24 protein-coding genes are annotated in these 24,779 nt (G+C 36.2%); 4 read left to right on the forward strand and 20 right to left on the reverse strand.

The window, feature by feature from the left end:
* Positions 1-112 precede the first annotated feature (112 nt).
* The 3 genes from IRZ78_RS11500 to IRZ78_RS11510 all read right to left on the reverse strand — a co-directional run bounded on the left by IRZ78_RS11500 (position 113) and on the right by IRZ78_RS11510 (position 4,807).
* Positions 113-3,034, reverse strand: coding sequence for a PQQ-dependent sugar dehydrogenase (locus IRZ78_RS11500; RefSeq protein WP_194616682.1), 2,922 nt, complete (start codon positions 3,032-3,034; stop codon positions 113-115).
* 308 nt (positions 3,035-3,342) lie between these two features.
* Positions 3,343-4,293 carry a hypothetical protein gene (locus IRZ78_RS11505; RefSeq protein ID WP_194616683.1) on the reverse strand — a complete coding sequence of 317 codons (951 nt, stop codon included), beginning with the start codon at positions 4,291-4,293 and terminating at the stop codon, positions 3,343-3,345.
* A 136-nt stretch (positions 4,294-4,429) separates the two neighbouring features.
* Positions 4,430-4,807 (reverse strand): helix-turn-helix domain-containing protein, encoded by a 378-nt coding sequence (locus tag IRZ78_RS11510; protein ID WP_228520441.1) that lies wholly within the window; start codon positions 4,805-4,807, stop codon positions 4,430-4,432.
* A 108-nt stretch (positions 4,808-4,915) separates the two neighbouring features.
* Here IRZ78_RS11510 and IRZ78_RS11515 point away from each other — a divergent pair, with 108 nt between their 5' ends.
* A complete protein-coding gene (locus IRZ78_RS11515) occupies positions 4,916-5,527 on the forward strand; it encodes an NAD(P)H-dependent oxidoreductase (RefSeq protein WP_194616684.1) in 612 nt (203 codons plus the stop codon).
* Positions 5,528-5,691: 164 nt separating this feature from the next.
* Here IRZ78_RS11515 and IRZ78_RS11520 read toward each other — a convergent pair whose 3' ends face one another.
* Complete coding sequence (locus IRZ78_RS11520) at positions 5,692-6,972, reverse strand: acetyl-CoA C-acetyltransferase (RefSeq protein WP_194616685.1); 1,281 nt, start codon at positions 6,970-6,972, stop codon at positions 5,692-5,694.
* A gap of 302 nt (positions 6,973-7,274) precedes the next feature.
* Between IRZ78_RS11520 and IRZ78_RS11525 the strand changes: the two genes are divergently transcribed.
* Positions 7,275-9,665 (forward strand): TonB-dependent receptor, encoded by a 2,391-nt coding sequence (locus tag IRZ78_RS11525; RefSeq protein WP_194616686.1) that lies wholly within the window; start codon positions 7,275-7,277, stop codon positions 9,663-9,665.
* A 189-nt stretch (positions 9,666-9,854) separates the two neighbouring features.
* On the opposite strand, the gene IRZ78_RS11530 is transcribed toward IRZ78_RS11525, so the two are convergent.
* Positions 9,855-10,877 (reverse strand): LLM class flavin-dependent oxidoreductase, encoded by a 1,023-nt coding sequence (locus IRZ78_RS11530; protein WP_194616724.1) that lies wholly within the window; start codon positions 10,875-10,877, stop codon positions 9,855-9,857.
* Positions 10,878-11,207: 330 nt separating this feature from the next.
* On the opposite strand from IRZ78_RS11530, the gene IRZ78_RS11535 reads away from it, so the two are divergent.
* Positions 11,208-11,591, forward strand: a complete 384-nt coding sequence (locus IRZ78_RS11535) for a hypothetical protein (RefSeq protein WP_194616687.1) — start codon at positions 11,208-11,210, stop codon at positions 11,589-11,591.
* Positions 11,592-11,654: 63 nt separating this feature from the next.
* Positions 11,655-13,070 (forward strand): PLP-dependent aminotransferase family protein, encoded by a 1,416-nt coding sequence (locus IRZ78_RS11540; RefSeq protein WP_194616688.1) that lies wholly within the window; start codon positions 11,655-11,657, stop codon positions 13,068-13,070.
* Between the two features lie 185 nt (positions 13,071-13,255).
* Here the strand turns inward: IRZ78_RS11540 and IRZ78_RS11545 are convergent, their stop codons facing one another.
* From IRZ78_RS11545 to IRZ78_RS11615, 15 genes are all read right to left on the reverse strand, one after another.
* A complete protein-coding gene (locus tag IRZ78_RS11545) occupies positions 13,256-13,645 on the reverse strand; it encodes a DUF1634 domain-containing protein (RefSeq protein ID WP_228520443.1) in 390 nt (129 codons plus the stop codon).
* A gap of 4 nt (positions 13,646-13,649) precedes the next feature.
* Complete coding sequence (locus IRZ78_RS11550) at positions 13,650-14,486, reverse strand: sulfite exporter TauE/SafE family protein (protein WP_121319401.1); 837 nt, start codon at positions 14,484-14,486, stop codon at positions 13,650-13,652.
* 672 nt (positions 14,487-15,158) lie between these two features.
* Complete coding sequence (locus IRZ78_RS11555; protein WP_194616690.1) at positions 15,159-15,374, reverse strand: hypothetical protein; 216 nt, start codon at positions 15,372-15,374, stop codon at positions 15,159-15,161.
* Between the two features lie 267 nt (positions 15,375-15,641).
* Positions 15,642-16,070 (reverse strand): DoxX family membrane protein, encoded by a 429-nt coding sequence (locus IRZ78_RS11560; RefSeq protein ID WP_194616691.1) that lies wholly within the window; start codon positions 16,068-16,070, stop codon positions 15,642-15,644.
* 88 nt (positions 16,071-16,158) lie between these two features.
* The gene (locus tag IRZ78_RS11565) at positions 16,159-17,181 is read right to left on the reverse strand and encodes a hypothetical protein (RefSeq protein ID WP_194616692.1); all 1,023 of its coding nucleotides are present in this window, start codon (positions 17,179-17,181) and stop codon (positions 16,159-16,161) included.
* Positions 17,178-18,458, reverse strand: a complete 1,281-nt coding sequence (locus IRZ78_RS11570) for a glutamate decarboxylase (protein ID WP_194616693.1) — start codon at positions 18,456-18,458, stop codon at positions 17,178-17,180. The genes IRZ78_RS11565 and IRZ78_RS11570 overlap by 4 nt, the downstream gene beginning before the upstream one ends.
* 73 nt (positions 18,459-18,531) lie before the next feature.
* Positions 18,532-19,638, reverse strand: a complete 1,107-nt coding sequence (locus IRZ78_RS11575; RefSeq protein ID WP_194616694.1) for a hypothetical protein — start codon at positions 19,636-19,638, stop codon at positions 18,532-18,534.
* Between the two features lie 60 nt (positions 19,639-19,698).
* Complete coding sequence (locus IRZ78_RS11580) at positions 19,699-20,517, reverse strand: hypothetical protein (protein WP_194616695.1); 819 nt, start codon at positions 20,515-20,517, stop codon at positions 19,699-19,701.
* Between the two features lie 18 nt (positions 20,518-20,535).
* A complete protein-coding gene (locus IRZ78_RS11585) occupies positions 20,536-21,777 on the reverse strand; it encodes a TolC family protein (RefSeq protein WP_194616696.1) in 1,242 nt (413 codons plus the stop codon).
* Positions 21,778-21,799: 22 nt separating this feature from the next.
* Positions 21,800-22,012: a hypothetical protein gene (locus IRZ78_RS11590; protein WP_194616697.1), complete on the reverse strand. Its 213-nt coding sequence runs from the start codon at positions 22,010-22,012 to the stop codon at positions 21,800-21,802.
* A 102-nt stretch (positions 22,013-22,114) separates the two neighbouring features.
* Positions 22,115-22,504, reverse strand: a complete 390-nt coding sequence (locus tag IRZ78_RS11595) for a hypothetical protein (protein ID WP_194616698.1) — start codon at positions 22,502-22,504, stop codon at positions 22,115-22,117.
* A gap of 31 nt (positions 22,505-22,535) precedes the next feature.
* The gene (locus tag IRZ78_RS11600) at positions 22,536-22,991 is read right to left on the reverse strand and encodes a DUF2589 domain-containing protein (protein WP_194616699.1); all 456 of its coding nucleotides are present in this window, start codon (positions 22,989-22,991) and stop codon (positions 22,536-22,538) included.
* 19 nt (positions 22,992-23,010) lie between these two features.
* Entirely contained in the window at positions 23,011-23,292 is a 282-nt protein-coding gene (locus IRZ78_RS11605; RefSeq protein ID WP_194616700.1) for a hypothetical protein, read from the reverse strand.
* A 28-nt stretch (positions 23,293-23,320) separates the two neighbouring features.
* Positions 23,321-24,028: a DUF2589 domain-containing protein gene (locus tag IRZ78_RS11610; protein WP_194616701.1), complete on the reverse strand. Its 708-nt coding sequence runs from the start codon at positions 24,026-24,028 to the stop codon at positions 23,321-23,323.
* Between the two features lie 20 nt (positions 24,029-24,048).
* Positions 24,049-24,648 (reverse strand): hypothetical protein, encoded by a 600-nt coding sequence (locus tag IRZ78_RS11615; RefSeq protein WP_194616702.1) that lies wholly within the window; start codon positions 24,646-24,648, stop codon positions 24,049-24,051.
* Between the last annotated feature and the right edge of the window lie 131 nt (positions 24,649-24,779).

Below are 24,779 nucleotides of genomic sequence, written 5' to 3' on the forward strand. Positions count from 1 at the left end.
GCTTTGTGTATTTTAAATAAGTGAAATGCCTCTTTTTAAGTAAGCAAAAGCTATGTTTCTATGTGTTAAAATAAATTATACCCAACGAAGGGGTTTAAGGATTGATTTAATCTTACTGTTTACTAATCGAAATAGCCTTAGTAGCAGCATTTGTTTTTACAAAATAAATTCCGGTTGGATGTTCAGAAATTGAGATTACATTTCCTGATCCTTGTTTTATTTTGATGCCTAGAGGCGAATAAACACTCCATTCCAGTTCTTTCGATAAATAAAATAAACCGGTCGACGGATTTGGATAAACAGTAATTTTACCTAATTCTTGATTCGGGTTTTCAACACTCAGATTACAGTTACGTACCGTAAAAGGGGAGTTGTTTTTTGTATTACTTCCAATGGTATTGCTAACGGTTAATGAAACTGCCTTTATTCCTTCGGTACCATAAATTACGGTATGCGGACCAACTCCTGTTGCCGTTGCCGGTTGCGCACCTTCGCCAAAATTCCAAAGATAATTATCAACCGTGCCTATAGAAACAGAGGTAAAAAGAACAGGAGTATTTAAACATCCCGTTTGCGGACTTACCTCATAATCAGCAATTGGGGCTGTTGTGCTTCCGGTTAGTACAAATTCCATTTTATTAAAGTTGATGTCGCCTTCTTCAAAAAATAAAGTAATAACCCTTGTGCCTTGTGTTAAAGCAATATTTTGGATTGTAACGGTTTGCCAATTTTGAAAACCTGTCGTATTGGGTATATTTATCGTTCCGGTTACATTAACGCCGTCGACTTCAAGATGTACTTTTCGGTTTGCATAAGGCGATGCGATCCTTAAATTGATATTATAATTTCCGGTAGTGTTTACTTTTGCAGTGTATTTAAGCCATTCATTTTTGGCTACATAAGCAAGATTAAATCCGCCTTCATTGCAAGCTTCAGTTCCTACGCCATCGCCAGGTCTGTAAGCCGTATCTCCGCCGCCATTACTATCAAAATAAGCACCCGGGCCAATATCGTAATTTTCGGCTTCAATGAATCCGGGAATCTGGGCAATCACTCCCAAATATGGCGCATTAGGTAGTGTAGTGGCACTATAAACGGCAGTATAAGTTATTGTTCCGGTTGCAGGAGCTTTAAAGGTTTGGTTGGCAGCTCCGCCATGATTCCAGTGATCAAAATCGTATCTGATGTTTCCAACATATTGTGGAGTAGGGGCATTTAAGGTTTGTACAGCAGCATTTGCCACAACTTGTTTCGTTGCAGGCGCTGTAACTGGTTTTTGATTGAATTCTAAAGCTAATAAAGCCGGAGAACTAGTCACGGTTACATCCACCAGATTAGGTTTGATATCTACAAAAGCAGTCCCTGTTAATCCATTGCTATCGGTTACTTTTACAGTAAATCTGTACCAAACGTTTGGTGTTTTTTCTCCTTGATTAGAGGCTGTAAAATCTCCGGATTTTACGCCTTGCGGACTTCCGCCAGGATGTGAATGTCCGGCTCCGGGAACGTCTTCATGAAAAAGATCAATATTCCAGGAATACGCACTTGCAGGTAACGTTCCGTCTTCGATATCTGTTGCTGTTGCTTCAAAATGAACGACATCCTCAGCATTCCATTTTAAAGTGGGCAACGGAGAAACGATTGTAACGGTTGGGGTATTGTTAAAAGGCGTTACCGTTAATGTTGCCGGATTACTGGTTGCGCTTCCGGCAGTATTGGTAACTATTACTCTATAAGCACCTGCATTTGCCGGTATAACAGCAGGAATCGTGTAACTTGCTGCAGTTGCTCCGGGAATATCTACATTATTAAATTGCCATTGATAACCAAGTCCCACACCGCTTGCCGAAACTGTAAAAGTAACAGGCGTGGTTTGCATGATTGTTTGAGATAAAGGATGATTTACAATAGTGGGAGCTGCCGTGGCGATATAATCAAGTTTGATTAAAGCTCCGTTGTTTTCGTAAGCGCAATAATAAATATAGCCATCATTGCCTAACATCATTCCGAGAGCTTGTTTTTGTGGTGCGAAATAAAATTCAGTTGAAACTGGATCAGCAATATTGGGATCGAAAGAACGAATTTCATTTCGAACATAATCCTTGATGATAAATTTGCCATCAAGATTAGGATAACGCGGTGTAGTAGGGTTGTAGAGAAGACCATTGGTCAAAGCATTTCCGATACTTCCGGTGGCGTATGTAAATATGGGGTTGGTAAACAAATTAATCTCGGTTTGTTTTCCGTCGCCACCTTGCGGATGTCCCCAGGCGTAATTGCGAATAGCCGGATTACTGATTTCATTGATTTCTTCCCATGAAGTTCCAACATCCAAAACAAATAATTTATTGGCTGTTTTATTGGCAACAATCCTCCATGGATTTCTAAAACCGTAAACCCAGATGCTTTGTTTTTGTACAGAACCACTTCCGTAGAAAGGATTTCCGGGCGCAGGCAATCCATCTTCGGTAAGACGCAGGATTTTTCCTTTGTACGTATCAAGATTCTGAGCATTGGTATTTAACTGACTGTCTCCAACGGTTACATACAAATATCCGTTAAAGAATTTTAAGTCACCACCATTATGAAATCCGTCACCAACGGGTTCTAATAGTAAGATTTCCTGTCTGCTCACAACCTGATTGGCAGTACTGATTTGTACTTTTTCTATTCTATGTCGGATTATTGCGCCATCAACAATGGCATAAAATACATACATATAACCGTTTGTAGCAAAATCAGGATGTAGAGTTAAACCGAGTAATCCTTGTTCTTTATCTGTAATAGTATTTACAGTAAAAACAGTTGAAACAGCATTGTTTTGAAACACTTTTACAATACCGGCTCTTTCGGCTATAAATATTCGTCCGTCAGGAGCTTGTTCCAGTGCTAAACCTTCTTTAATTACAGCGGTAGGAGCAATATTTTGTGTGATGTACTGGCAATTTCCCTGCCATGAAAGCAAGAGAAAAAATGTGTAGAATACATGCGAAAATTGCCTTTCTTTAAATTTTTTAAGTAGATTTTTTTTCATAATTATTAAGAATGAATTTATAATTTGGGTAACCAAATTTAAACTTTTTCTTTATAATTATTTTAGTTTCTAATATTGTATTTGTTGGTTAATTTATTGATTGTTAAGTGTTAATGTGAAATTGTGTAAGGATTTGATGTATTCTTTGGCTAAAATTATTGTTTGATAAATTTTTCTACATTCGGAATTTTCTGTAATGATTTTGTGTTTTCTTCGAGAATTTTAGCAGCAGCTTCATTTATCTTTTTTGATGGAATTGCTTTCCATTTTTCTAAATCTTTTTCATATTCGTTATGAAATAATACTCTTTATAAATCTCTTATAACACAAAAGGCTGCGATCGAATGACCATTTTCGCTATCGTAGTTACCATTATTAATAAAAAATTGTATTCTTTTGTAGAGTCCTTCTGCAGAGTAAAGGGATAACTCAGTCAGTTTTCCTCTGTATTCTAAATCGGCAGAACCCACTCCTTTTAAATTGGGAAATAATTTATAATCGGCAAAATGTCTTCCTTCATGCCCAATATAACTCACTCTAAAGTTTTCTGATTTTAAATCATAGGATTTTTTTACACAAAACAAAGCTTCTTTCGTAGCCCATCCGGCAGGATAATAACGTCCTAAAGTGGCATATTCGCTCCAGCCTAAAGTTATAAAATCATCCATAAAATAAACTTTTACATGCGTTTCCTTTCCATCATAATTAAGGTTATAGATGGTGTCTTTTTCTGTTTTCCAAACCAATAAATCATAAAGGCCTCCGGTTTTTCCAAATCCTGTCGTGTGATAGCCTAAACTGGAAATGTATTTTTTTTGATAGAGATTTATGCTGTCTTCATTTACGATTAAATTTTGTGCCGGAGGAAATTTTGTTTTAAGAAAATCAGACACTTTTTTCATGATCAGGGTGTCATTTTTCTTTTCTTTATTCAGGAAAGTGAATCGCCAGTAATCCCTGTAAATTTTTAGTAATTGATCTATTTTAGATTTTCGGGTTTCTAAAAAATCACTTTTGTCTTCTTCAAATTTAAATCGGTTTTCAAAATTGGTTTTGAATTTTAAATCCTTTTGCGATATTTTTTTGGCTGGATCGATTTCTAGTAATGGCAAAGCCAATTTAGGATTGCCGTCTAATGCCAGAGAATAAATTTTGGTATAATCGAGCTTTATACTGTCATTTTGAGAGGTTTGGGCATTGATTTTCGAAAATGCAACGAAGTTAAGGATAAGTAAAGCTGTAAGTTTTAAAGTTCTCATAATAAAAAATTATCAGGTTAATGATACGGCTTTTTACTATAGAGACTTATTTTTTGATTTTGTTACAGTTTGGCGTAGCATTAAAAAAAATAAACCCGAAAGGTTTTAAAACCTGTCGGGTTTGGCGAAATCATTTTTAATGTCCTATAATTTCTTTTCTATGTAAAGTTCCCCATTCATTTAATGCCCCAATGACATTATATAACGTTTGGCTATGTTCTGTTCTGGCATATTCAACAGTGGGCGGAAAAGTATCGTAAACGGTTCTGGTAACGAGTTTGTTTAGCTCCAGATCCTTAAGTTCTTTCGAAAGCATTTTATCTGTAATTCCGTTGATATCTTTAGAAATTTCCTTAAATCGTTTCGGCCTGTTTGATAAAGCAATCAGGATAGGCAATTTCCATCTCCCGCTTAAAACTTCTAATGCATCCCGTACCGGACGCAGTGCAGCCAGACATTCTTCTTGTTGACCATCACACCCCATTTCTGCTGTTATTTCGCTCTTTGTTTTCATATTTCTAATGTTACTATCCTCAAGGATAGCGCTATCTTTGAGGATAGTACTATAAAAGAGATAGCAAATGTATATAAGTTTGTATTGTAAAACAAAATAGTAATAAAAATGAGTAAAAAGATTCTGAATATAGTAACGAGCATCAAAGGAGATGCTTCATTTAGTAATAAATTATCTAATGCAGTTCTAGAAAAACTGGCAAAGGAATATCCGGGAAGCGAAGTACAAACTTTTGATCTTTCTAAAACGCCTTTACCTTATTTGAATGAATTGCAGCTTAACGCATTTTATAGTCCTGAAGAAACGCATACAACTGCCCAGTCAGATTCGATTAAACTTTCTGATGAGGCTATACAGGATTTATTAGAAGCTGATATTATCGTTATTGGGGTGCCGATATATAATTTTGGAATTCCGGCATTATTAAAAGGATGGATTGATCAGGTGGCAAGGGTAGGAAAGACTTTCAGTTATGATGAGAATGGACCTAAAGGATTGATAACCGGCAAAAAAGTATTCTTATCAGTTGCTTCAGGAGCTGTATTTTCTGATGGGCCGTACAAAAGTTATGATTTTGCAGAGCCATATTTGCGTGTAGTTTTGGGCTTTTTAGGAATTACCGATGTCACTACTTTTCGCGTAGAAGGAACTTCAATCCCTGATTTTGCCGAAAGTGCCTTACCAAATGCTTTGGCTGCTGTAGAAGAATTCGCTTTTTAAATTGAAAATAAAGTACGGGAGTTGGACATTTTCGTATGCAATAAACCCGGCAGTTTTTAAAAAATGTTGGGTTTTGTTGTACATTATGTTAAGGTTTAGATTGTGGAATCTTTGTCAAAGTTTAAAACTTTGACAAAGATAATTACGCATAGAAATCTACGGTATTATTTCTCAATAATCATTGTTATTCCCTGACCTCCGGCAGCACAAATAGAGATAAATCCTCTTCCGGAACCTTTTTCATTTAATAATTTTGCCATAACCCCAATGATTCTTCCTCCGGTTGCGGCAAAAGGATGTGCTGCGGCAAGACTGCTTCCTTTTACATTGAGTTTATTTCTGTCAATGGCACCCAGAGCTTTCTTTAAACCTAATTGGGCACTAAGTTCAGGACTTTCCCAAATTTTTAGAGTGGCTAAAACTTGTGCTGCAAAAGCTTCGTGAATTTCATAATAATCAAAATCCTGCAAAGTCAATCCTGCTTTATCCAGCATTCTGCTTGCCGCAAATAATGGCGCTAATAGGAGATTTTGTTGGTTTTTGACATATTCGATAGCAGCAACTTCGGCAAAAGTAATATAAGCCAAAACAGGAAGTCCCTGTTCTTTTGCCCATTCTTCACTGGCTAAAAGGATACAAGATGCTCCATCTGTAAGCGGAGTCGAATTTCCTGCCGTAAGTGTTCCGTTTACCTTATCAAAAGCAGGGTTTAATTTGGCCAGCTTTTCTATGGTACTGTCTTTTCTTAGATTATTATCTTTTTCAAGTCCCTGAAACGGAGTTATCATATCATCAAAGAATCCTTCGTCATACGCTTTCGCCATATTCAGGTGACTTTTAAGCGCCAGATTATCCTGATCTTCACGCGAAATCTGATAATGTTTGGCAGTAATTTCTGTATGTCCGCCCATCGAAAGTCCCGTTTGCGATTCTTCATTTCTGGGAACGAGAGGCGTTAAATCTTTTGGGCGCAATTGTAGAAAGAGTTTTATTTTTTCGCCTAAAGATTTTGCTTTTCGGGCATTTAGTAAAGTTTTTCTAAGTTTCTCGCTCACCGCAATTGGCATATCACTTATAGAATCTACACCGCCGGCAATTCCGGATTCTATTTGTCCCAAAGCAATTTTGTTGGCAATATAAATCGCGCTTTCTATCCCGGTGTCGCAGGCTTGTTGCAAATCGCAGGCGGGAGTTGCGGGATCAAGAGCTGTTTTCATGACACATTCCCTAATCAAATTACTATCGTAAGTATGTTTGATTACGGCACCGCCAGCAACTTCTCCCAATAGTTTTCCTTTTAGATTGTATTTATCGATTAGTCCGTCAAGCGCGGCCGTCATCATTTCTGTATTTCCAACTTTGGCGTAAGCTGTATTCGCTCTCGCAAACGGAATTCGGTTGTACCCAACAATGGCAACTTTTCTAATGGTAGACGTGGTATTCATAGCTATGATTTTTGTTTCCGGAAGATTTTTTCCAGATTAAAGATAAGCAGAGTTGGTTATAATTTGAATGTTTTAGATAAAAATATCCGGTTTTTAGCCGGAAACTCATTTTTATCGAAATAATTTTAAAATGATTGTATAAAGTTAATGGGCTTGAAAATTAGATGTTTATAATGCTTTAAAAATTTTGTTTAGGAAATCATAAGATTAATCGGAGTTCTTATTTAGAATAATTAAAAATAATTTTGCTTAAGAAGGATTTAGCTGTTACTTTTGCCCTCGAAATCAAAACGAGATAAAAAATGAATATATTGACTATTAAAAGGGCATTATTTTGCCTGATGTTTTTAACCTCATTGCAAATGATGGCTCAGGACGCAGGAAAAATAACAGGAAAAGTTTCTTTGAGCGGAAACGTTCCGGCAGAAAGTGTTTCTGTTGCTCTTAAAGGAACAAGATATAGTGCCGTAACCAGTGAAAACGGGCAATACGAAATTAAAAACGTTAAGCCGGCTACGTATACTATTATTATTCACGCTATGGGTATTCATCCGGTAGAAGCTCAAATTACTGTAAATGCAAAACAAACGGTAACTAAAAACTTTATGCTTTCTGAAAGTCAGGAAGATCTTGACGAAGTAGTAATTACCAAAAATAAGTACAAGCAAGACAAGCCTTCTTTGTCCTTGCGTCTTCAGACTCCGGTACTTGAAATTCCACAAAATATTCAAATTGTGAGCGCTCAGACTTTAAAAGACCAGCAAATTACAAGTATGAGTGATGGAGTGATCAGAAACGTGAGTGGTGCTGTACGTTCAGAACATTGGGGAGATTTATATACGAATATTAAAATGCGTGGTTCTCAGGTTCAGGCTTTCCGTAATGGTTTTAATGTAGTTTCTTCTTCATGGGGACCTCTTACAGAAGACATGAGCTTTGTAGATCATATTGAGTTTGTAAAAGGACCGGCAGGATTTATGCTTTCGAGCGGTGATCCAAGCGGACTTTATAATGTGGTGACTAAAAAACCAACCGGAATTACTAAAGGTGAAGCTTCTGTAATTGCGGGAAGTTATGATTTTTACCGAGCAAATATTGATCTTGACGGGAAACTGGATAAAAAAGGAAAATTATTGTACCGTTTTAATGCGGCAGCACAAAATAAAGGTTCTCACAGAGCATATGAGCACAATGATCGTTATGTAATTGCTCCTGTTATTACCTATCAGGTTGATGATAAAACAAAAATTACGGCTGAATATAATTTTCAGTATGCCAACATGACTGAGGTTGGTTCTTATTATGTATTTGGTCCTAAATCTCAAGGATATGCCACTTTACCAGTTGGGTTTACTATGACACAACCAGGATTGCCGGATACTAATATACAAGATCATAACGGATACCTTATGTTTGAGCATAAGTTTGATGAGAACTGGAAACTGACGGCACAAACTTCTTATTTTAAATATCTGCAAGAAGGATATAGTTCATGGCCAAGTGCTGTAGGTTCAGAACAAAATGCATTAGGAGTAGGCAACATTATAAGAAATGTTAGTATTTGGGATGCAGAAAGCAATATGTACTTAGGTCAGATTTTTGTAAACGGAAAATTCACTACCGGACCAATTACACATAAAGTATTGGGTGGAGTAGATTTAGGAAGTAAAGATTATATGGCAGATTGGGGACAATCTCATAAGCTTGATACTCCAGCGAATCCTTTTAATGTTTATAATCCAAATTACGGACCACCAGTAAATGGTATGCCTGCTTTTGATCGTACAACGCCGCTTTCGGTAAGAGCTGGAGGAAAAATAACTTCAGAATATGCAGCGGCCTATATTCAGGATGAACTTGGTTTTCTTGAAAACAGATTAAGATTAACACTTGCTGCAAGATATACCTGGATTACTCAGTCAAGTTTTGGAGAAACACAGGAAGACAGCCATATTACACCACGTGTAGGAGTTAGTTTTTCTGTAACAGATGATTTGGCTGTTTACGGATTATACGATCAGGCTTTTACACCACAGTCAGGTATTGTTCAAGATGGTAAAGTGAAACCACTTACAGGAAATAATGTTGAATTTGGTATCAAAAAAGATTGGTTTGACGGTTCTTGGAATACCAGTTTATCTGCTTACAATATTTTAAAGAAAAATGAGCTTACTTCTGACCCGAATAATATTCCAGGTGGTCAGCAATATAGTGTTGTCCTTGGAGAAAAAAGAGCTCAGGGTATTGAATTTGACCTAAGAGGAAAAATCTTTGATGGCCTTAATTTAATTGCTAATTATGCTTTTACAGAATCTATTGTACTTGAATCTGACGTTACAACTATAAAAGAAGGTTCTGTTGTTGCTGGATATTCTAAACATACAGCCAATGCATGGTTAAATTATACGGTTCAAAACGGAAAACTAAAAGGTTTAGGCGCTTCTATTGGCGGTACTTATCTTGCAGGACGTGAAACGGATACCTGGAGTGTAGCATCAGAAAGATTACCGGACTATTTTAAACTTGATGGAGGTTTATCTTATGAAACAGGAAAAATAAAAATTACTGCAAACGTGTTTAATATTTTGGATAAATATCTTTACAGCGGTTCTTATTATGAGTGGCTTGAAGCGTACTACTGGCAAACAGAAGCACCAAGAAACTTTAGAGTGGGTGTAACGTATAAATTCTAATTTTTTAGCCTACGAATTGTGCGGGTTTAACGGGTTTTCGCAGGTTTTTTTAATGTGATAATCTATATTTGAAAACAAAAAAAGCATCAGTTTCCGACTGATGCTTTTTCTTTTTAAGGTTCAAAGCGACAGAGGTTCAAAGTTTTATTAATATATAAATCCTTTTAATCTTTTAATGTGTGGCAAATATTATCCTTTATGAATCAACGGAATTACTTTAGATCCGATAAGTTCGATAGCGTTCATTAATTGGGTGTGTGTAAGTCCTGCATTATCCATTTGGAAGGTAAATCTCGAGATTCCGCCAAGCGATTCGCTATGACGCAGAATTTTCTCTGCTGCTCTTTCCGGGCTTCCCACAATTAAAACACCCAAGTCATCGATTAGCCCGTCAAATTTGTCTTTGGTTACGGGAGGCCAGCCGCGTTCTCTTCCTAATTTAGTCCAAAGCTCGGCATAACCCGGATAGTATTCTTCGATAGCTTTTTCGGTTGTATTGCCCACAAAACCTGGCGAGTGCAAACCTACTTTTAGTTCTTCGGGTTTGTAACCTGCGGCTTTTCCGGCTTCGCGATACAAATCGACCAAAGGTTTAAAGCGATGTGTTTGTCCGCCAATTACAGCCACCATCAAAGGTAAACCCAAAGATCCTGCCCTAATAAAAGATTCCGGAGTTCCGCCAACGCCCAGCCAGATAGGTAATTTTTCCTGTAAAGCTCTGGGATATACAGGGAGATTATTCAAAGCCGGACGGAATTTTCCCGACCAGGTGATAAATTCATTAGCTCTAATTTGTAAAAGAAGTTCTAATTTTTCACTAAAAAGGGCATCGTAATCATTGAAGCTATAGCCAAAAAGGGGATAGGCTTCAATTGCAGATCCACGGCCTACAACAATTTCGGCTCTTCCTTTTGAGATTAGATCCAGTGTAGAGAAATTTTGATACAACCGAACGGGATCAGCGGCACTTAAAACCGAAACAGCACTTGCTAACCTGATGCGTTTTGTCCGGCCAGCAGCAGCGCCTAATATTACGGCTGTAGCCGAATCTAAAAACTCCTTTTTATGATGCTCTCCAATTCCAAAAACCTCAAGTCCGGCCTGATCTGCCAGCTCGATTCTTTGCAGTAATTGTTCCATCGCATCGACACTACTCAAAGTGTTGTTGTCTCCGTACATCGCCGAAGCAAAACTGTCTATACCAATTTCTATCATACTAGTAAAGGTATTAAAAATTATTTTTTCTGTTATCAAAAAAACGGCTTTAAGGAGTAGGATTCGGAATAAATATCAATCAATTTGAAACACGAATTTCACCAATTTGCACGAATTAGTTTGTGAAATTAATTTCACAAACTAAGGGTAACCAATTATGATTTGTGCAAATTCGTGAAATTCGTGTTATTTTAAACTTATCTGCGAGTTACAATTTTTAAGTCTATAATTATTTTGTCATCTGTACCCTTAAATTAAATGATTTTTGTATCTGTATCTAATCTTTTTTACTCCCTAATTTTGTTAAGAAATTAAACGACTACAGCAATGGATACCACGAAAACTACCAATATTCAATTTGATTCAATTAATATATCTTCTTTAAAATCTGTTGTAAATATTTACCAAAGTAAGGTGAAGGATAGCGAAAACAAATTTGCGAAATCATCATCCCATTTTGGTCTTCCTTTAAGTATTGCCTCTTTTGATAATCGCGTAATTGGTTATGCTTTTGTTGCAATTAATAAAGCAGGAAAACCGGAAATTAACTCATATTGGGAGCAGGAATTTTACAGCGTTGAGGCAGAGCAGGATTTAAAATTTCATGCCCAAAATGCTTTTTTTACCGCATTTAAAGATCCTGAAACACGTACCAATAAAATTCAGAATGCTGCCGAAAAATTATTCAACTGGCTGAATGTTTGCAATTAATATCATAAAGGTTACAGATTAAATTTTAGTAAATTTACAGGATACAGATAACGATCAAAAAAAATGGCAAAAGAGGTTTTATATCTAAAAATTGCAAATACTATTCAGGAACAAATTTTCTCCGAAACTTTAAAAATTGGGGATAAACTTCCGTCTATTCGTGCTTTTCAGAAATTGCACAATGTAAGTATGAATACCATAAAACAAGCATTTTTAGAATTAGAAAGTAAATCGTTGATAGAATCCCGACCAAAATCAGGTTTTTATGTTAGTAAAACTTCAAATAGAAAATTATTGCTTCCTTCAATGAATAAACTGAAGTTATCAGAACAAAAAACAACTTCTGAGGATTTGATAACAAAGGTCTTTGATAGTTTAAGTGATAAAGATATAACAAGGTTTTCGATTGGAGTTCCTGATCCGAGTTTGTTGCCTATTGCGAAGCTTAATAAAGGTCTTACAAAAGTCGTACGCAATCTGGCCGAAAGCGGAACAAGTTACGAACCTGTTCAGGGAAGCGCCAATTTGAGACGAAATGTAGCAAAATGGGCCATTGTACTAGAAGGGAAATTGACTGAAGATGATTTTGTGACTACTTCGGGAGCTATGAATGCGATTTTTAATTGTTTAATGGCCGTTACCAAACGCGGAGATACTATTGCGATTGAAAGTCCGGTTTATTTTGGAATTATTCAGATTGCCCAGAATATGGGACTTAATATTATCGAATTACCAACACATCCTACTACAGGAGTAGATTTAGAGGCTTTAAAGAAGGTGATTCATAAAGTTGATGTTTGCTGTTTTATGAGCAATTTCAGCAATCCTTTAGGGAGTTTAATGCCTGATGAACATAAAGAAGAACTGGTAAAAATGCTCACGCATCATAATATTCCTTTAATAGAAGATGATTTGTATGGCAATCTATTTTTTGGAACCGCCAGGCCAAAGCCGTGCAAGTATTATGACGAAGCAGGAATTGTCATGTGGTGCGGATCAGTTTCTAAAACATTGGCACCGGGATATCGTGTAGGATGGGTGGCACCGGGGAAATTTAAGGATAAAATCATCAGGCAAAAAATGGCTCAGACAGTTTGTATGCCTTCGTTGTATCAGGAAGTAATTGCCGATTTCTTAGAGCACGGAAGATACGATCACCATTTAAGGAACTTAAGAAGTACATTATACACCAATTCATTGCATTTTCAGCGTACCATTGAAGATCATTTTCCTGAAAACACTAAAATTTCGCAACCGCAGGGAGGTTCTTTTCTTTGGCTTGAACTGGATAAAAGTATTGATACGGCTGTTTTGTACGATACGGCAATCCAGCAAAAAATAGGTTTTGCTCCAGGCAGAATTTTTACCCAACATGATCAATACAATAATTGTATGCGGCTTAATTTTGGTTTAGAATGGAAAGAAAAAGTAGAACTGGATCTAAAACGATTAGGGCAATTAGTAAAAAATAGTCTTTAATGAACTGTGTTTTTTTAAACACATAGAGACATAGAATTTTTGAACTGATAAAAAGGCGTTTCACTTATTTAAAATTCACATAGCTAGCGCTATGTGAAAGAAATGAATTTCTTTTTGCATTCTTATTTATTAAACACATAAAACCTATGTTTCTATGTGTTTAATAAAAAATTACGAATTGTTATTTAATGCGAAAATCCAAAAGAAACACTTATCAAAATGATTACAATAACGATTAATGTAATTACTACATACAAATAATCTTTCTCTAAAAGAAAAGAAAACAGCGATAGTAAAACACGTAATACAGGCGTAAGGAAAAGTAAGATGATCCCAACAAAGATTAGCGATTCTCCATTTCCCTGAATGGCTCCATTATAGATGGTTGAAATTACTTCGAATATATTACGGTCATTTTCTTTAAAAACAGAATAGTTTTCGATATCATTACTGTGACCCATCAAATAGACGATTCCGCCAATAAAGGCTACAGATAATGAGATCCAGACGCCATAGCGCAATAAATTACCAATGATGGATTGAAAATCTTTTTCTCCAAATTTTTCGTGTTGCATTGTCTTAGATTTTTCCATTAAGTCCGTTGTATATCATGTTTACTGCAAGCACAAAAATCAGGCACGCAAAAAAGATTCTTAGTTTTTTAGGGTTGGTTTTTACAAGTACTTTTGCTCCAGCCATTGCGCCAAACAAAACACCAATAACGACCGGCATACAAATTCCAGGTTCGATATATCCTTTCTGGATATAGATTACAGAACTTGCCATTGCGGTAACACCCATCATAAAATTACTTGTTGTGGTAGAAACTTTAAAAGGAATTCTCATGATATTGTCCATGGCAATCACTTTAAAAGCGCCTGAACCAATACCTAACAAACCTGACATCATACCGGCGATTCCCATCATTCCAAAACCGCCTACTACGTTTTTGGTTCCGTAATGTACTACTTGCCCGTCATGAGTGGGATAAGTTCCTTCAAGTCGTAATTTTTTAGCCAAAGGAGATGATTCTAAAACAATATGTTCTTCTTTTTTTCGAAGTGAATTTATAGCCGAGAAAATCAAAGTAAGTCCGAATAATACGGCTATGAATGAAGTAGGAGCGATGGTCGAAAGTAAAGCTCCGCAAACGGCTCCGATTGTTGTGGCAATTTCGAGAAAAATTCCCAATCGCATGTTCGTGATTCCTTCCCTGACATAAGCTGCGGCTGAACCTGAGGAAGTTGCAATTACAGAAACCAAAGCTGCACCAATTGCATAATGAATGTCAACGCCAAGAATGACTGTTAAAAGGGGAATTATGATAATTCCGCCACCCAAGCCTGATAATGAACCAATAAAACCTGCTAAAAAAGCACCAAGAATCATAATCAAGGTAAATGTAAGTACTGTCATTGGGATAAATTTTGTTGGCGCTAATTTACGAATTGATATTTGTTCGGGAAGAATTTAGGAGCTTAAATATACCTTAAAAATGAGTTGTCTTTAATTTGTGTCAGTGTAAAAGGTTGTTAGTTAATGAGATATTGTGTTTCGTTTCGTTTTTAAATTTCTAAGAGTTCCTTCAACTATGCACAATTTTGTCATTTCGATTTCCATGATAAAACCAAATCTTTTTTTTCAGGAGCTAATCCCGGACCCGAGCCTGAAAGTGCGAATTGGCGAAGCAATCCGTTCCAATCTTTTTATTTTTTAAAGAAAAAAAATAAAAAGGTTTTGCAGAATCTATCGGGGCTAGGGTACTCGTTTTCATAATAATATTTTCGGATAGTTTGTCATCTTGAGGAACGAAAGATTGCACGAGAAATGCTGCAAACTAAATCGCCAATCTTTGTAGAGTTCCGTGCGTGATCCTTCGTTCCTCAGGATGACAAGATTGCGGGTAGCTATCATGAGTAAAATAAAAAATCCGTGTAAATCTGCGTTTTCGCCACAGCGAATCCGTATCATCCGTGCGCCATTAAAAGCAAAATACGCACAATCTAAAAAAACACAAAAAAACTCCATCATTATGATGGAGTTTTTATAAAATAATAGTCTGAATCCTTTATAAAATGGGATCATGATCTATTTTTTTGCGTTTGCGATAGAATCTCTTTTTATAGCAGATGTATCCGTAGGTACAGTTGCTGTGTCTATTGTAGCGTCTACACTATCAATTGTTGTTTCGGTAGAGTCAACATAGGTATTATCGGCCGGAATGGTGTCGGTTTTCTTGCAGGAAAATGAAAGTCCGATTAAAATAAAAAGAAATGCGATTTTTGATTTGATTAGCGTTTTCATAATTTTATTTATTTCGTTAATAATTAATTATTTTAAAATTAGAGGTTTAGGTTTTTAATCCTTTACATGATTCTTTATTGTGTTTTATAAAATACTCATTATTAGTGTTTTGTGTGTTTTTTGATTTCTCGATATAAATCTCAGAATATTTTATGAAAATGAGTGCCCTAGCCCAGACAGGAGCGGCATCCTTTTGTGGTGGGGTTCACCACAAAAGATACAGCGGATGGCTGGATTAGCTTCTAATTATTCAACCAGAATTTTTATTTATTTGTCAAGCGCAAAAGAAGTTCTGCCAATTGTAGAAAGTAATAAAGCGCCTGCGGCACTTGTAAGCACAGAATAATCAAAAGGTGCTTTTACAGAAACCGAAATTGCCATCGTGATCGCGAAAAGGAGCATTAATCCTGCGGTTCCTAAAGCGGCATATTTAGTTTTGAATCCGATGATTAAGGAGAGTCCAAATGCGATTTCGAAGAATGTGGCCAAAGCGCCTAATATTCCTGCAAAGGATTTACTAACGAAAGGGTTTAGGGTATGGGTGTAGGTGATAAAATTTTCCCAGTTTCCCCAGGCAACTCCGGGATCACCTGGTGCGCCCCAAAGTCCGAAACGGTCTGCAACGGCTGAAAGCATGGTGATTCCTAGCACTATTCGTAAAATTAAGCCTGCTTGTGGTATTGATATGCTTTTCATTTTTGGATGTATTTTTACGTAAATATAATAAGATGGCAAGTAACTGTATAGTCCAGTTTTTATAAACACTACAGCCCAGATTATTTTTTTAAAAGAAAATTATATAAATGCAAATCAGGATGTAAAGAATATAAAGTAAAGGAAAAAATAATTGAAAAAAGTTATTTATTTTTAGGGTTGTACGATCGTTTTTTGAATAGGCGTAGTTGAAAATTATGGCGATTAAGGTCAGGAAAATCGAGATATAGCCGGATATTATAACGAGTTCGATAAACGTATTATAGGGCAATGTTGGCAATAATGATGAGGTGAAAAAATTGAATGTTACCATTGTAAGCATCAATGTAAAAGAGATATTGAGCTGATTTGCAAAATCTTTTACCCAGAAAACCAACCACGATGCGACAACCAGGATTGCGATTGGTAATATTATTTTCCAGATGTAATATTCTATTTTTCGTTGGGCGTAGATTTCAAAATTGCATCTGGAGAATTCTTCTCCTTTTTTGCTGGCACTTAAGTGATTATAAACCATTTTATTGACGTAATCGCGTTGGCCTAAAATATTCCATTCTTCCATATATGAGGGATCGAGTTTTTTTGGAAAAAGCTGCGGATTGGTAAAAATGAGGTCTTCTTTTTCCATCGAGAATGATTCTAATTGTATGGTAAAACATTGTTTATCATGGGGATATTTATGAAAATCCATGACAGAGGTAAACCTTCCGTGAAAACGTTCGTTGTATATAAGGGTTTTATCAGGATTGATGATTAATCGTTTATTGATGATTTCGCGATTACCGAGAATATTGATAAATTCGAATGAGGGAACAATTATGTTTTTAGGAAATTCTTCGTTTTCGTATATGATTTTGGCTTTATTATTTTGGTAAAATACATCCGAAATTGTGGCTTCGCGCCAGGAAAGAACCAAATAAGCATCGATCATATAGGTTTTGTTTACGGTATTGATATCATAAATTTTATTAAGATGAATGGATACGATAACCACTAACGGATTGCTGGATTTTGGGTTTTCTTTGTACAAATTTGCCTTTAGAGAATATGTGGTGGCTAAAAAAAATAGCATTGAATAGTAAAACTTTTTCATAAACGATAATGGTTTAAGTTTTGATAAATAGCAATAAGATCATCGCATAACAGTGTTACCATTGTAGTATCGAAATTCTCTTTTACAACAATTCGCATGAGTTTATTGGGTTCGAAATTTCCGGGTGCGTTATAAACGGGAAGCATCCAGTTTCTGGCTCTTAGCTGCGATTGAAACCCGTATAGGTCGATTGCATTTGTAGTGTTTAATTTGAATACTACAATTGGTAACTGGCCTTCGTCTATTATTTCGAAATAATTGGATTCTTTGAGTCGGTCTCTGATAATTTGGGCTGTTTTGCAGCAACGGTTTATTATTTTTTTATAGCCGGAAATTCCGTTTTGAAGTATCGAAAAATATTGCGCCAGAATCATCGAAGCTCCTTTAGAATAATTTAGGGTGTAGGTGTCTATAGGTTTACCAAGATAATGCGAGGAAAAAATGAGTTCTTTGGGTAAAAAGAAAGCATCTCTAAAAAGCAGCCAGCCAATTCCGGGATATACCAACCCGAATTTATGTCCGGACAGATTGATGCTTTGAACCAAAGGCAAACGGAAATCCCATTGCAGGTTTTGTTCTTTTAGAAACGGAAGCACAAAGCCGCCAATGGCCGCATCTACATGAATACCAACATCCCAATTGTTTGTGGAATTGATTTCGAGGATTTTGTTATTAAGTTCTTCGATAGGATCAATACTGCCGGTATAGGTGTTTCCTGCAATGGCGCCTACGCAAATGGTATTTTGGTCTATGTTTTTTAGAATTTCTTCTAAAGGATATTGATGGAAAGAAGAAATGGCAATTTTTCTGGGTTCAACATCAAAATACAATGCAAATTTGTCCCAGCAAACATGGGCATTGCTGCTGTAAACGATATTGGGTTTAGTTGTATCGAGCTGTAAGGATTGTTGTCTTTTTTTCCAATTCCATTTATGCGAAAGCAGGGCCAGATGTATCGCTTCTGAAGATCCCAAAGTAGAAGTTCCTTTTATTGAATGAGGATCCGGTACATTTAGCAATCCTGAAAGTAAGGCAACGATTCTATCATGGATTTTTTTGCTTTGCGCGTATTCGCCATAATCGATAAAATTTTTCCCTAATTGTTCTGTAATCAATTTATTTGCATAGGGATGCATTTTGGTAGTACTAAAACTGCCCAGATCCAGATGCACGTCTCCATCCATAGCAAGTTCTGAGCAAATCGCGTTGTAAACTTTTGCTGCTTTGTTTCCTTTTTCGGGAAAGGTATCTGGTAAATGGTTGCGATTCTTTTTCATGAGAATATGGGGTTTTGATCTTAAAAAGAAAAATATCCCTAAAAGGGTAGGATAGGGATATTTTTGATAAACTTTATAGGCCTAAATACCTGTTGTTCTTTTTATTAATTTTAGCGGAATTGTTTTTTGCACGATTTCTAATAATTTGTTCTAGAGATTCTCCGGAATAAAGAATTTTTTCAGCCTTAATTTCTAATGGATATGAATCCTTTGTGGTTCTTTCTGTTAATTTTAAGTTTTTGATATTTGAAACCAAAGCCAATACATCATTTTCTGTTTTTATAATGCCTTCCTGAATTGCATTAAGATCACTATTGGAAATTTCTAGTTCGTGATATACGATTTCTTTCAATAAATTGGTAGGACAATTGATTTCATCGTATAGTTCACTAATTTCTTCAGTTTTATCGACCATTGCCGAATGCCTAAATCCACCTATATAAAATTTAGTTTCAATGACAGGTTTGTCATTTTTAGGATTCACAATGTTTAAATTCTTACATTGGTTTTCATAAAAGTCAAGCCAATATTGATCAGCTTTGAATTCGTTTCTCATATCAAACCGGGCTGGATAATAGATTACTTTGAATAAGTTTGGTTTTTTGCTGCGAGTTGCAATAAAATCCAATGCCGTTTTAATTTTATTTTCGCCTCCTATTGTTTCAAAACCCAATAGATCGTTTTTTGAACCTAAAGCCGATGAGCCTAGAACTTTTGAAGAACCCGGAACAGGATCAACAGCAATGAATGTAATTTTTTTTATTGAACTGTTTTCGAATGAACTAAGCCTACACGTTTCATATAAGGATGCGATAAGTCCCAGGATACCAACAGCAGCACCGCGACTATGACCGCCAATGATGAGTTCGACTTCTTCATCAGAATTTGTATTTTCTGTAATTTTAAAAAAATGTTCAATTTGAGCCACTTGATCATGCTCTTGCGCTCCTTTGGCTCTAGTATATAGTTTGTAAATATAATTAGTAAATTTATTAATGAGTCCAGGTTCATTTGCTGCATCATTATTTTGCAATGTATTGGTTTTAGAGATGTTTCCCTCTGTTCCCAGACCATTTATGTATTCAACTTTAATAGTATCTGTTTCTGTGATATTAAAAAAATTACGCATACTTTCGGCTGTGGTATCCGTTCCTGAATACCATAAAAATAGTTTTTTCATGATTGTAGTTTTTGTGATTAAAAATTAGATCTTAGGCTTCGAAACCCGATTTGGCTGAAGCTATAGTTGTGCAATTGCCTGAATGTTGCCATAGAGAATATCGGCCACAAAACCACAAGCTAACGCAATAAAAAGGTTGTGGAGGAGGGTATCATCTATAAGATACGGGGCAAATACTTTTGTGTTGATCAATAATATCGCGCTTAGACTGCCAAGTAAAATGGCCATCCAGTAAAAAGGAATTTTATGTACTGTTAAAGTGCTTCCGTCTAATTGTTTGATGAGCTTTGGAAAGAAGTATAACATTACCCCCAAAAATGCTGTAGCCACTATATAAAGCTGATTTATAATGAATAAAGCAATATCTGTAAAGGTGTATTTACCTGTAAAAATGTCGGATTCAATTAAGCCATATCCTAAAACGGTCAGGAGAACACTAATTGTCGCAATTAGAGTAAATTGGCGTACTATTTTTATTCTTAATAATACCACCCTCGAATTCGATTTATCGCGATATTGATTGACATAATCAATACTTTTTGGTGTTACCGGATGTATGGTTTCTCTGAGCATTTCGTGCAAAACTATTTTATGGGATAGCTTTTTGGTTTCGGACAATGAGCCTATTTCAGCTGCTATTTTTTTTCCTTTTCGAATGATGAATTGCAGCATGGTTTCAATCTCTTTTTCGATCAGGGTTTCAAAAGCTGTTTTGGTATCAGTAGTAAGGGGTAAAGGTTTCACTTCAGCCGGAATAAAAGCATCTTCTTCTATAGGTTTTACAATTACGATCTCTTGAGGAGCATTCTCTATTGGTGGTTCAGGAATTTCTGAAGTATTAGGAGAACGATTTTTTAGTTTATCAAATATTGCATTCATAATTTTTCGTTTTAGTCGTTATAAAGTTGATCCTGTATAAAAGTCCAGCAGTTTTCCCTGAGTTATAGTGTCGTATTTTAGTACAACAGCTTGCAGCGCATTTTGTCTGTTCCAGTTTCGGAGCAGTAAATACGATTCGTAAGTAGAGTTTCCTGCTTCTAAATTTTTTTTGCTTTCGCTTAATAAAAGCGTGGTTTTATCAAGGGTAATGAGCATATTTTGATAGACAGCTTCTTTATTTGTCAATTCATTTATAATAAAAACCACGGTATTGAATAAAGTCTTTTTCTGATTTTCGAGCTGCGTTTTTTGGTAATTAAAATTGATAACAGCGCGTTCGATATTGGCATTTTGCCCTTTTAAATTCAATACAGCAACAGCAACACGCAAGCCTAAATAGTTCTGAATTCCAGACAAATTATTGTTATTATTGAAAGCATAAAAAGAACTTCCCTGAAAACTTATGGTAGGTGAAAGAAAAGTTTTTGCAATAGCTATATTCTTTGCCGCAATTGCAACTTCTAACTTGTTACTGCTTATTCCGGGATCTGCCAGAATTGCTTTAGGAAATGCTTCTGTAAGCATTTTGTAAGCAGGGGCAAAAGGCGGAATTTCTTCGATATCAAAATCAGGTGTGCTGTCCAGGTTAATGAGCTGTTTGATTTTTAATAATGCCAGTTCGTATTGCAGACTTAAGGATTCAATTTCCTGCCGATCTTGTTGTAGTATTGCATCAAAAAAAGTTTTATCTGTAAGGGTAAAGATCTTTTTTTGAGAAAGCTCATAGCGCAATTGTAGTGCTTTATGATAAAATCGAACACCAACCAGAAATTGTTCTTTTTTAGAAAGTGCATCTGTATAAGCATACATAACCTGCAGTTCGATATCATTTTGGGCACTGGCAATATTATATTCACTTTGTACAACTTTCATATCGGCTTTTTCAAGTTCATATTTTTTTTTAGATCCTGAATAAATAATAGCATTGGCTTCTAATCCAAAACCGGATTGCCATAAATAACCTCCCGGGCCTTTTGTATAATAAGGATTGAGTACAGCATTGAATTGCGGAAGATATAAGGCTTCAATATTTTTTTTATCTTCTGCATAAGTCGCATTTAGTATTGTATTTTCTTCGGCCTTAAAACTACGTTTCCTGCCATAAGCAATACATTCTTTAAGTGTCCATACCTTTTGAGCCATTAATTTTGGAACAAGGCATAACAGGACCAGGCAAATTAATGCAATCTGTTTTTTCATGATAAATGATTTTAAATGAGATCTAGTTTTTTGCCAACTCATCAAGATTGATGGCATTGAACCCGCTGATGTCTACCTTTTGCCTGATTTCGCAACTGGGGTAGCGAACGCCATTTTTTGCAGAGAAATCGGCTATTGCATAAATGCAGAGTTCATCATCTAATGCCAATCTGTTTACTGTAGTTGTATAGAGTGCTTCTTGTTTTTTTCCTTTTACGGTGATTAAACTTCCCATAGCATTACATTTTTAGTGAAATATTCCTGATAACCTCTTACACATCCGGATGTTTTTTTGAGGAACTCCCACGGGAGTTTTTAAATTTTAATGCTGAAACAACTAAGTTCTTCTACAGCTTATAATTTGTCTATTTGCATTCACGTAAGTAATCTCGAAGATTCTTGGTGTCCCATCTTGATTTTGTGTAACGTAGAAGTGAAATGCAGTATTAGCGGTGTTTCTTCCTGTAAAGTGAAGACAAAATCCCCCGTGAACTAAATCTTCCGGCTGATGCGTTCCTTGCTCAATCGCGTAGACTTGAGTGCTTGATGCTACGGCAGTTCTAATAAAGTCTGCTGCTACAGGATCTGTAAAATGAGAGTTAGCATCACTAAATGCCTGCTCGATCAATAATGGTGTCAAGGTATCAAGAAAAGCCTGATACTCTCCGTAACGTGCTACAGTACGTGGAATGGGAGCATTCCAGCCTGGTCTAAAATTAAGTGCCATAATATTTATATTTAAAAGTTAATAATCAATGTTATACTACACTTTTAACCAGATAGTCATTGATCCTTAAAAAGGATTCTGAAGGGTCTCCGGCCTCAAATGTGATTTCAACGTTTGCCGTGGCTTGTTTTTTTCCAAAAATTCCGCCGCCGCCGCCCATGTCAATATCCAGACTTGGCCCATTTTTACTATCACCTTGTTCTACTTTAATTTTACCCAAACCAACTTTAAACTTTAGTTTGAGTTCTTTGATTTTGATTGCAGATGGCGGCAAAAGGCTTAATAAAGGAACACTTAGCGTTGTCATTGCGTTAGGATCATCATCAGGATCAAGGGTTGGTACATGAAGTTCTTGTACAAGTGGTTTTCCGTCTTCGTCAAAATATTTTGCGATTTGCATGATATGTTGCTCCTCTGTTAATTCCTGAGCTTTTAATACTGCACTGTGGATAGCCTGTAATAAATGGTCAAATCTTTGTTGTGACATGGTTTCAGTTTTTTAAATGTTATTTTTCATCCAGCCAGTATGGCTTTCTCGTAAAACCTACATGATAGGTTGTGCTTTGCATGTTGAGTTCGTGTTCACCCAGCTTAAAACTTCCGATAGAAATATCTTTGCCTATTATGACTCCCTTAGGGTGCTGCGAAAGACATTTGTTAAGCAACACCAACTGATCTTCCCGCATTTCTTCGGTAAAAGGTGCACTTGGATTAATAGAACCAATTGTTATTTTTTTTATATATCGTATATCTGCGATAGTGATCTTTTGCGAATTATCTGGTAGCATATCAGTTGGTGTTAGGTTGCTTCATCAATTACTCGTTAGGCTTTTCTGTAGATGGGGTTGCTTCAGAACCATCTGTATTTACGAGTTTACCTTGTTCTTTAGGTTTACCATCTTCGCCTCTTTCGATTTCGCCATTAGCATTTGGTTTATAAGCCATAACCTGACGTGGTTTTGCAGCATCATTCATAATATCAAGTACTCTTGCCAAACCTTCAGGTAAACCGTGGTTGGTTGCTTTTACTTCGACATGATATTTAGCCGAATGGTCTGTTGAGCGGGTGTTTTCTTTACTCGAAGAAACAGAACCCGAAACGCTTGCATTGATAGAAAAGAAAGCGATTTTTGCACTCATTGAGGCACTAAATTCTCCTTTGGAAGCAGATGATTCAACAGATTTCGTAGAGCTTTTAACTTCCATATCAAAGGTGATGTCTACCAAATCTACTTGCAGGTTAGGAATGGGTACAATGGCCAGCATTGGTACTTTCATTTTAACTTCTTCGACTGTAGCATTTCCGTCTTTGTCAAGCCCAGGGCGTTCAAAAACAAAATCTACCATTCGTGCAGGACCGGGAACAATAAGCCCTTCTGCATCTTTTACTTTTTCAAAACCAATGTCGTTAATAAACGCTGCTGTGGCTTTGGCCAAATCGGTATTTGATTTTACAGCTGCTGATAACGGTCCACCGATCAGGTCTTCCATAGGAAGGCCCTTAAATTGATCTCCAATGTTCATAATAAATTATTTAAGTGTTATTAATTTGTAGTAAAGTCCGACTCTTCCAGTAAGGTGTAGGTAAAAGAATTGCCGTAAAGACTTTTGGATTTGTTGCAGATTCCCATAAAGAATTTGAAATCGGCAACTTTTTTGAAAACGGTGCATCCGGCAGACCATTTTTCAACCGCCTGAGATTCTGAATCCGGATTGCTGCGGTGAATATTAATTCCAAAAATACCTTCGTGTTGTGGTCCGGAAAAGTCCAGTTTGCCATCTTTATTGGCATCTCTCCACACTTTTACGGGAGCTTTTTGTACCAAAGCTTCGTATTGGCCTTTGTGCAGCCCAATTTGGTGCGATCCTTTGTATTGGCCTGGTACTAAAATTGCAGTACCACTCACGTTTAATGGGTTTTTTAACCAAAATAATCCGGGATCTGTTGTGGCGGCAAAACTGAATATTTGCGGAGTAAGACTGTCGTCGCTAAAGATTAAACATAATGTATCATCAAAGGAATTGGCGATTACATTTTTACTTCTAATCCCTATAATGTTCAGATTATAAGGTTTGGCCGGGTCAAAAAAAGTATATCCTTTTTTGGCAAGAACGGCCTGGATTTCATTAATAGATGGTTTCATAGTCCTTATTTTATTTGATAAATTGATTATCAATGATTTACAGGACAATATTACTTCTGGTTAAAAGACTTTTTTGTTCTAATGGCACGAACGGTAAAGTTTTAGTTATGAACGGTTTAAAATAAATTATG

Origin of the sequence: Flavobacterium sp. CSZ, from assembly GCF_015350725.1 — a bacterium.
GTDB lineage: Bacteria > Bacteroidota > Bacteroidia > Flavobacteriales > Flavobacteriaceae > Flavobacterium.

What these genes read in the sequence shown, in the direction of transcription:
- IRZ78_RS11500 (WP_194616682.1), bottom strand. Translation starts at nt 3,034, where the DNA reads ATGAAAAAAAATCTACTTAAAAAATTTAAAGAAAGGCAATTTTCGCAT.
- IRZ78_RS11505 (WP_194616683.1), bottom strand. Translation starts at nt 4,293, where the DNA reads ATGAGAACTTTAAAACTTACAGCTTTACTTATCCTTAACTTCGTTGCA.
- IRZ78_RS11510 (WP_228520441.1), bottom strand. Translation starts at nt 4,807, where the DNA reads ATGAAAACAAAGAGCGAAATAACAGCAGAAATGGGGTGTGATGGTCAA.
- IRZ78_RS11515 (WP_194616684.1), top strand. Translation starts at nt 4,916, where the DNA reads ATGAGTAAAAAGATTCTGAATATAGTAACGAGCATCAAAGGAGATGCT.
- IRZ78_RS11520 (WP_194616685.1), bottom strand. Translation starts at nt 6,972, where the DNA reads ATGAATACCACGTCTACCATTAGAAAAGTTGCCATTGTTGGGTACAAC.
- IRZ78_RS11525 (WP_194616686.1), top strand. Translation starts at nt 7,275, where the DNA reads ATGAATATATTGACTATTAAAAGGGCATTATTTTGCCTGATGTTTTTA.
- IRZ78_RS11535 (WP_194616687.1), top strand. Translation starts at nt 11,208, where the DNA reads ATGGATACCACGAAAACTACCAATATTCAATTTGATTCAATTAATATA.
- IRZ78_RS11540 (WP_194616688.1), top strand. Translation starts at nt 11,655, where the DNA reads ATGGCAAAAGAGGTTTTATATCTAAAAATTGCAAATACTATTCAGGAA.
- IRZ78_RS11545 (WP_228520443.1), bottom strand. Translation starts at nt 13,645, where the DNA reads ATGCAACACGAAAAATTTGGAGAAAAAGATTTTCAATCCATCATTGGT.
- IRZ78_RS11550 (WP_121319401.1), bottom strand. Translation starts at nt 14,486, where the DNA reads ATGACAGTACTTACATTTACCTTGATTATGATTCTTGGTGCTTTTTTA.
- IRZ78_RS11555 (WP_194616690.1), bottom strand. Translation starts at nt 15,374, where the DNA reads ATGAAAACGCTAATCAAATCAAAAATCGCATTTCTTTTTATTTTAATC.
- IRZ78_RS11560 (WP_194616691.1), bottom strand. Translation starts at nt 16,070, where the DNA reads ATGAAAAGCATATCAATACCACAAGCAGGCTTAATTTTACGAATAGTG.
- IRZ78_RS11565 (WP_194616692.1), bottom strand. Translation starts at nt 17,181, where the DNA reads ATGAAAAAGTTTTACTATTCAATGCTATTTTTTTTAGCCACCACATAT.
- IRZ78_RS11570 (WP_194616693.1), bottom strand. Translation starts at nt 18,458, where the DNA reads ATGAAAAAGAATCGCAACCATTTACCAGATACCTTTCCCGAAAAAGGA.
- IRZ78_RS11575 (WP_194616694.1), bottom strand. Translation starts at nt 19,638, where the DNA reads ATGAAAAAACTATTTTTATGGTATTCAGGAACGGATACCACAGCCGAA.
- IRZ78_RS11580 (WP_194616695.1), bottom strand. Translation starts at nt 20,517, where the DNA reads ATGAATGCAATATTTGATAAACTAAAAAATCGTTCTCCTAATACTTCA.
- IRZ78_RS11585 (WP_194616696.1), bottom strand. Translation starts at nt 21,777, where the DNA reads ATGAAAAAACAGATTGCATTAATTTGCCTGGTCCTGTTATGCCTTGTT.
- IRZ78_RS11590 (WP_194616697.1), bottom strand. Translation starts at nt 22,012, where the DNA reads ATGGGAAGTTTAATCACCGTAAAAGGAAAAAAACAAGAAGCACTCTAT.
- IRZ78_RS11595 (WP_194616698.1), bottom strand. Translation starts at nt 22,504, where the DNA reads ATGGCACTTAATTTTAGACCAGGCTGGAATGCTCCCATTCCACGTACT.
- IRZ78_RS11600 (WP_194616699.1), bottom strand. Translation starts at nt 22,991, where the DNA reads ATGTCACAACAAAGATTTGACCATTTATTACAGGCTATCCACAGTGCA.
- IRZ78_RS11605 (WP_194616700.1), bottom strand. Translation starts at nt 23,292, where the DNA reads ATGCTACCAGATAATTCGCAAAAGATCACTATCGCAGATATACGATAT.
- IRZ78_RS11610 (WP_194616701.1), bottom strand. Translation starts at nt 24,028, where the DNA reads ATGAACATTGGAGATCAATTTAAGGGCCTTCCTATGGAAGACCTGATC.
- IRZ78_RS11615 (WP_194616702.1), bottom strand. Translation starts at nt 24,648, where the DNA reads ATGAAACCATCTATTAATGAAATCCAGGCCGTTCTTGCCAAAAAAGGA.